This is a genomic window from Alkaliphilus peptidifermentans DSM 18978, assembly GCF_900101495.1.
GTDB classification, from domain to species: domain Bacteria; phylum Bacillota; class Clostridia; order Peptostreptococcales; family Natronincolaceae; genus Alkaliphilus_C; species Alkaliphilus_C peptidifermentans.
The window spans coordinates 45,240-52,365 of sequence record NZ_FMUS01000031.1; the positions used below are offsets into that span (position 1 = coordinate 45,240).

The 7,126-nt window shown below is 35.6% G+C and carries 6 protein-coding genes; all 6 read left to right on the forward strand.

Features of this window, described 5'->3' with window-relative positions:
- Positions 1 to 294: 294 nt before the first annotated feature.
- The 6 genes from BLP68_RS18245 (at position 295) to BLP68_RS18270 (ending at position 6,713) form a co-directional block, all read left to right on the forward strand.
- The gene (locus tag BLP68_RS18245) at positions 295 to 927 is read left to right on the forward strand and encodes a TetR/AcrR family transcriptional regulator (protein ID WP_242877031.1); all 633 of its coding nucleotides are present in this window, start codon (positions 295 to 297) and stop codon (positions 925 to 927) included.
- Positions 914 to 1,645, forward strand: coding sequence for an alpha/beta fold hydrolase (locus tag BLP68_RS18250; protein WP_091546738.1), 732 nt, complete (start codon positions 914 to 916; stop codon positions 1,643 to 1,645). The genes BLP68_RS18245 and BLP68_RS18250 overlap by 14 nt, the downstream gene beginning before the upstream one ends.
- Positions 1,646 to 1,858: 213 nt before the next feature.
- Complete coding sequence (locus tag BLP68_RS18255; protein ID WP_242877032.1) at positions 1,859 to 3,541, forward strand: sensor histidine kinase; 1,683 nt, start codon at positions 1,859 to 1,861, stop codon at positions 3,539 to 3,541.
- Positions 3,542 to 3,561: 20 nt separating this feature from the next.
- Positions 3,562 to 4,335: a LytR/AlgR family response regulator transcription factor gene (locus tag BLP68_RS18260; protein WP_176759104.1), complete on the forward strand. Its 774-nt coding sequence runs from the start codon at positions 3,562 to 3,564 to the stop codon at positions 4,333 to 4,335.
- Between the two features lie 247 nt (positions 4,336 to 4,582).
- Entirely contained in the window at positions 4,583 to 5,080 is a 498-nt protein-coding gene (locus BLP68_RS18265; protein ID WP_091546742.1) for a DUF8052 family protein, read from the forward strand.
- A 16-nt stretch (positions 5,081 to 5,096) separates the two neighbouring features.
- Entirely contained in the window at positions 5,097 to 6,713 is a 1,617-nt protein-coding gene (locus tag BLP68_RS18270; protein WP_091546744.1) for a carbon starvation CstA family protein, read from the forward strand.
- The last annotated feature ends 413 nt before the right edge of the window (positions 6,714 to 7,126 follow it).

A 7,126-nucleotide genomic window follows, 5' to 3' on the forward strand; every position in this document is an offset into this window, starting at 1 on the left:
ACTAGCACCGAGACCTCCACCAATAAAAGATAACCCTACTGTGTAAAAAGAGCCGCCCTCCAAAAGTTAGATTTTAGGTCTAACTTTTGGAGGGCGGCTCAGATTTTACTGAGGTTATTCTTCCTAAAGGCTTAGGATTAATATCCTGAGTGTTTTAATTGTTGCTGAATTTGAGGAAGAAATATTCTGCTTTTTATAAAGGATGATTTTTATAAAATAGGGTCTTCTCAAAAATGGTCAACGGATATAGTATAAAAATAGCACCTTGATAATTAAGTTTAGTAAGGAGGATTTATGATAAATTTAAAGTTTTATGAATTACCAATAGAAAAGCAAAATAGAATACTAAATGCTGGCTATAGGGTGTTTTCAGCATATCCTTATAAAAAAGCACCTGTATCTGTGATAGCTGAGGAGGCAGGAGTATCGAAATCTTTGCTGTTCCATTACTTCGTTAATAAGAAGGCATATTATCAGTATTTATACAGCTATGCCAATGATTGTATAAATCGTGTGATTGAGGAGGAAGGGCAGAAAAGAAATTGTGACTTCTTTGAAACTATGTTATTGGAGATAAACCGCAAGGTTGAGCTTCTCGGAAAATATCCATATCTTTATCAGTTTATACAGCGGGCATATTACGAAACAGAACCCTCCCTACAGGATGATCTTAACAAACTTCGTGAAGAAATTACTATTGATACAGTCAGTAAAATAAAGGATAGTATTGACATATCAAAATTTAAATATCCTGAGGAAATTGATACACTAATTAATATTGTAATGTGTAGCGCAGAGGGTTACACTTACCAAAATAGACAGGTGATGCTTACAGAACCCAACAGAATAGTTGAGGAATTTCAGGCGATGCTTAATTCGCTGAAGCACCATTATTATAAGGAGGACTATATAGATGTATTTCGCTGAATATGGCTCAAGAGGAAACCCCACTGTGGTACTGCTGCATCCTGCTGGGCTAGTGGACGCATATGTAGACCTGTATGACCTGTCAGAAGATTATCATCTTGTTATCCCACATATGTATGGTTCGGGCAGAGAGGTTTCAAAATGTTATAACTACAACGAGATCGAAGCTGAAATTATAAAGATAATCAAAGGACTTAATAGGGAAAAGGTAATTCTTATAGGACATTCATTGGGTGCTTGTTTATGTGTTACCTTGTTATGTAAAATCCCTGAGTTTATCGAAAAGGCTTTTATTAGTAGTCCGTGGGTGGTGCCTTCCCATGAGGTTAACCGTAAATGGGCAAAAGGTATATCAAAAATCTCTGGACTAATAAAAACTAAGATGGTAGCGTGGCTTATTCTAAAATTACTTAAGTATCCCCAAAAGCAGCAGGATTTTTTTATGGAAACTTGGCCTAAAATGCTAAAGGAAAATATCCCCCGTTGGTATAGCCAAGTCCCGCTTCAAAGTAATTGCATTTGTATAGCCAACAACCGTGTACCAATAACATTGGTGTATGCCGAGAAGGATATAAAGAGCATGAGAGACTCAGTTTCATGGATTAAGGAAATTCGTTCTGATTGTAAAGTTAAGTATTTAGCAGGTATGGGACACGACAATCCTATTACTAACAAAGATACCTTCAGAAAGAATATAGAAGAATTTTTAAAAATATAGTTTTAAAAGTTCTTTCGTTGAAATAGAAAATAAAACAGTGTATACTACCAATAAGAGAAGAAGATTAAATTAATGGTATTGTGCTTCGTTATAATGAAGACATATAGCCTATATACATCGAAGGTGTATGGTATGTTTTGTATAAAAGTGGTTTTTATAATACCATAGGAGACTCCTGATTTTATCTAAACTGTTGGTAAGAAGGTGATTTTTTTGACAATCTTTGAGATGATATTGGCGTTATTTAATAAATTAGGCATTATAATAATTTTAGCTGTAATTATATCGAAAATTGGAATATTTAAAAGGTTAATTACTAAAAAGGATATTAGAACTAGGGACAAGGTTATCTTAGCTATTATTTTCGGATTGATAGGAATTATGGGGACCTATTCTAGTGTGCCTATTTATGGTGCTTTGGCAAACACTCGAATTGTTGGGGTAATGGTGGGTGCATTGTTGGGAGGGCCTATAGTTGGAATACTGGCAGGAGTAATAGCAGGTGGACATCGTTTCTTAATAGACATTGGTGGTTTTACAGCTTTAGCCTGTGGAATCTCCACTATTGTAGAGGGTGCAATTGGCAGCTATGCATACTATTATATCAAGAATAAAGAGGGAAAATGGCAATATGCTTTTTTCATTGGTGTTTTTGCAGAAATTGTGCAAATGTTAATAATTCTAATGATTGCAAGGCCCTTTCAAGATGCATTACAGTTAGTTAAAATTATCCTTTTACCTATGGTCTTAGTGAACTCTCTGGGAATTGCAATTTTTATAGGAATAATTGAAAATATTTATACCGAATATGAAAGAATTGCAGCTGGACAAGCCCAAAAAGCTCTTAAAATTGCAAACTTAACCCTACCCTACTTTAGGAAAGGCTTAAACTATAGTAATGCACAAAAAGTAGTTGAAATTATTTACTCATCAGTGGAATTGGCAGCAGTTTCTATAACAGATGATAAGCAAATACTGGCCCATATAGGAAACGGAGAAAACCACCATTTAATTGGAGGGAATATCCAAGCAGAAGTAACAAAGTATGTTATTGTAAATGGGAAGTACAAGATTATAGCCAATAAGAAGGAAATACAATGTAATCATATAAACTGTCAGTTGAAATCAGCTATCATTGTACCCTTAAAGGAGCAGGATAGGGTTGTGGGAACTTTACAGCTCTTTAAAAAAGATGAAAATAGTATAACTTCTGTAGATGTGGAGTTAGCCCTAGGATTAGCTCAATTATTTTCAACTCAAATAGAACTAAGTAAAGTAGAATATCAGCAAAAGCTATTAATTGAATCAGAGTTAAAAACTCTACAGGCACAAATTAATCCTCACTTCTTGTTCAACGCCATCAATACAATTATATCCTTTATGCAGTTTGATGTTGATACAGCTAAAAATTTGCTAATATCGTTATCAAATCTGTTTAGAAAGAGCCTAAAGAATAATATAGATATGGTAGATATTAGTACAGAATTGGAACATATTGATGCCTATTTAGAAATTGAAAGGGCAAGATTTGGCGATAAGCTAAAAGTACATTATGATTTAGGGCATGATATTAACTGTAAGCTTCCACCCCTTATTTTACAGCCAATAGTTGAAAATGCAGTTATTCATGGTATTCTTCCAAAGAAGCAAGGTGGCTCTGTCACAATTCGTTCTAGAAAAGAAAGCAATGGCATACTTTTGGAGGTTAATGATGATGGTGTAGGAATTGATGATGGAAAAATTCAATCATTATTAACTGATCGAGAGGGTTGCCAATCGATGGGGCTAATAAATGTTAACAAGCGTTTAATCAACCTGTATGGTACGGATTATCAACTTTCCATTGACAGCTTAATTAATAGCGGCACTAGTGTTAAGATTAAGATTCCTAGTTAATCATGGGGGGGAGTAGTAAAATGGTCTATTCAATTGTCCTAGTTGATGATGAAATTCCAGCAAGATTAAACTTAAAAACACTCTTGACACAATATAATGACTTTAAAATCATAGGAGAGGCATCTAATGGGGAGGATGCTATTGAATTGTGTAAGGAATATCTACCAGATATTGTTTTTCTTGATATTCAGCTACAAGACATGACTGGCTTTGAAGTCGCTCAAAAATTGATTAAGCTTCCTAAGGTTCCAAAGATTGTTTTTGTTACTGCTTTTAATGAATATGCGATTAAGGCCTTTGAATATTCAGCTATTGATTATTTACTGAAGCCTATTAGTGAAGATCGATTTCAAAAAACAATGTTAAAGCTCAGCGATGATATCAAAAACTGCCCTCAGCATACCTTAAGCTCTGTACAGCAGCTACTAGAAAGACACTTGAAATATGAGCATAGCAGGCAAAAAATCACCCTAGAGAAGGATGGCAAGCTGTTTGTACTTGGTCTAAAGGATATCATATATATTGAAACTGAAGATAGAAATACTAAGGTAGTTAGCAAGAGGGATGAGTATATAACCACAATTTCCATGACAGAATGGCAAGATCGTCTATGGCAACACGGTTTCTTTAGACCTCATAGAAGTTTTTTAATTAACCTAGATGAAATTGATGAGATAATATTGTGGTTTAACAATAGCCTTCATGTAAAAATGAAAGGTGTTGAATGTAATTCTATTCCTATCAGTAGAAACAGACTTAAGGAATTTAAGGACTTGGTTGGATTAGAAAGTTAATTCATTAAAACATTAATTTGTACATTTTGAGCAACTATTCTGACATTTCGCGATAAAATTAAATATTTTAGTTAACCTCCCATTATAATAGTATAATAACTATGTTTATATGGGAGGTTTTATTTTTAATGTTCTATATACAATATGTTAAATATTTAACTAATTATAGTGTTATAAAAGCAGCTCAAATATTATAATCAACCCTTTGAAAGAAAGATCTAATAAAATTAAGGGATAGGGTGAAAAAATGGAAGTTAAACAATATTTAGAGATACTGGAAGGAAGAATGAATCAATACTTTGATATTGTGAAGGACCATACATTTAATGGCGAAAGCTATTCTATTTTTGCAAAATCCAGCATTAGAAGTGAGCGATACTTTGTCAGTAAAAAAGTTGCAATTTATGCATTAGAGACCAAGGAGTTCTGCTTAATAAAGTATGATTCTAACCCCAATACCAAATCTATACAACAAGAAATATTAAGACTAAAAGAAGCAGTTAACACCTTAGTCGAGCCCCATCATGAGCATATGTGTACCATTATTAATGGTGTTATTATCATAGATGGGCCCATTAATGAAGATATAAAAGAACAAATTAGAAAGGGGAACTATTACAAAAGTTTTCTTTTTGGAATAAAGGGATGGAGTTACGTCAGACTATTGCTTGTTCAATTAAATAATGGGGAGGTGATCACCAATCGTAGAGGAAAAGAAGCATTACAGTTCTATCAGATAAAATAAAGGGGAGGGTTATTGAATGAATGCATTAACACTTGTATTTATCAGTATTGTAGTATTGTTTATTGCTTACTTAACCTATGGTTCTTGGTTGGCAAAGCAATGGGGAGTTGATGTTAGCAGAAAAACTCCAGCCCACACTAAGGAAGACGGTGTAGATTATGTGCCTGCAAGTGCCCCAGTGGTGTTGGGTCACCATTTTGCCTCAATTGCAGGAGCGGGGCCAATTGTTGGACCTATTGCAGCATCAATATTTGGTTGGCTTCCTGTGGCTTTATGGATTGTTGTTGGAAGTATTTTCTTTGGTGGAGTGCAGGATTTCGGCTCATTATTTGCTTCTATTAGACATGATGGGAAATCAGTGGGAGATATAATGGAGTCCAATATAGGAAGAGTAGGCAAGAAATTATTTGCAATTTTCGCTTGGCTAACATTATTGTTGGTTGTAGCAGCATTCACAAACATTGTAGCTAACACATTTGTATCTGTTCCAGAGGCTGCCTCAGCTTCAATGATGTTTATTGTAGTATCGGTGGGCTTTGGCTATGCAGTCTATAGAAAAGGAGTACCAATAAGTATTGGAACAGTAGTTGGGGTTACTCTGTTGTTTTTCTGTATCTATTTAGGAAATGTATTCCCACTTGTATTATCAAGAAATACTTGGATTGCAATTTTGCTAGCATATATTACTATAGCCTCTGTAACACCAGTATGGATACTGCTACAGCCTAGAGATTACTTGAACTCATTCTTATTATATGCCATGATTATTGGAGCAGTTTTAGGATTAATAATAACTAGGCCAACACTTGAATTACCGGCCTTTGCTGGATTTAATGTTGGTGGGCAATGGATGTTCCCAATGTTATTCGTAATGGTGGCCTGTGGAGCTATCTCAGGATTCCATTCACTGGTTGGGTCTGGTACTTCATCTAAACAATTAAATACTGAGGCCGATGCCAAGGTGGTGGGCTATGGTGGTATGTTAATTGAAGGTGTGTTGGCCATAATTGCTATAATTACTGCAGCCTATGTAACTCAAGGAAAATTAACCGAATTACTAGGAAATGGTGGTCCAGTAAATGTGTTCTCTGATGGAATCGGAAACTTTATGGTTAGCTTTGGAATACCCTTTACAGTTGGTAAATCATTTGTAGCTTTAGCTGTATCGGCCTTTGCATTGACAAGTCTTGATACTGCAACACGTTTAGGAAGATTTATTTTCCAAGAATTCTTTGGCAAAGAGGGAAAAACCGAAAAGGATAGTATACTCACCAATCGTTATTTTGCAACAGCAGTGACTGTAGTGGTAGGAGGCTCCCTTGCAGTAAAGGGTTGGGCAGTAATTTGGCCGATCTTTGGCTCAGCTAACCAATTACTAGCAGCCATCGCACTATTAACAATAGCAGTATGGCTAAAGAATACTGGCAGAAATTTCAAGATGATAATATTACCAATGATTTTTATGTTTTCTGCCACAATTTTAGCTTTAGGCTTCTTAATAAAGGCCAATTTGGCTACTGAAAACTACACACTAGTTGTATTTCCTGTACTTTTACTGATACTGGCATTTGTACTAATTTATCAAGCATATCAGGTGATTACAAAGCCTCCTAAAATGACTGTAAAATCATAATAGTAACAATAAAAAGGAAATACCCTACTGGAAATAGCAGGAGGGTTGTTGATAAATCCCCAAGAAATTTGGGGATTTTTTTTGTGGTGCGCCCAGCATTGGCGCAATCTAATGGGTGAAAGTCCCTAGCGCGGGTTGATAGTGCCAAGCGCATAGCTTAAGGCAAGGGTGTCCACCGTGAGGTGGAATCTGAAGGAAGCCGACGGCAAACTTCTGGTCTGACGAATAGAAACTACATATAAGGCACACATATGCTGGGTAAGGTTGCCACACAAACCAAAGCCCTAAACTATCCGGAAGCATAAGGTGTAGATGTAGCAGATAGATGGAAGGAAAGATTGCGTTCTTACCTGGGGAGGTCTCATGGACGTGTGAAAACAGAGTATGAAGCACGGTTGAAACAAGATTTATCA

Coding starts and splice junctions, on each gene's coding strand:
- BLP68_RS18245 (WP_242877031.1), top strand. CDS start 295: ATGATAAATTTAAAGTTTTATGAATTACCAATAGAAAAGCAAAATAGA.
- BLP68_RS18250 (WP_091546738.1), top strand. CDS start 914: ATGTATTTCGCTGAATATGGCTCAAGAGGAAACCCCACTGTGGTACTG.
- BLP68_RS18260 (WP_176759104.1), top strand. CDS start 3,562: ATGGTCTATTCAATTGTCCTAGTTGATGATGAAATTCCAGCAAGATTA.
- BLP68_RS18265 (WP_091546742.1), top strand. CDS start 4,583: ATGGAAGTTAAACAATATTTAGAGATACTGGAAGGAAGAATGAATCAA.
- BLP68_RS18270 (WP_091546744.1), top strand. CDS start 5,097: ATGAATGCATTAACACTTGTATTTATCAGTATTGTAGTATTGTTTATT.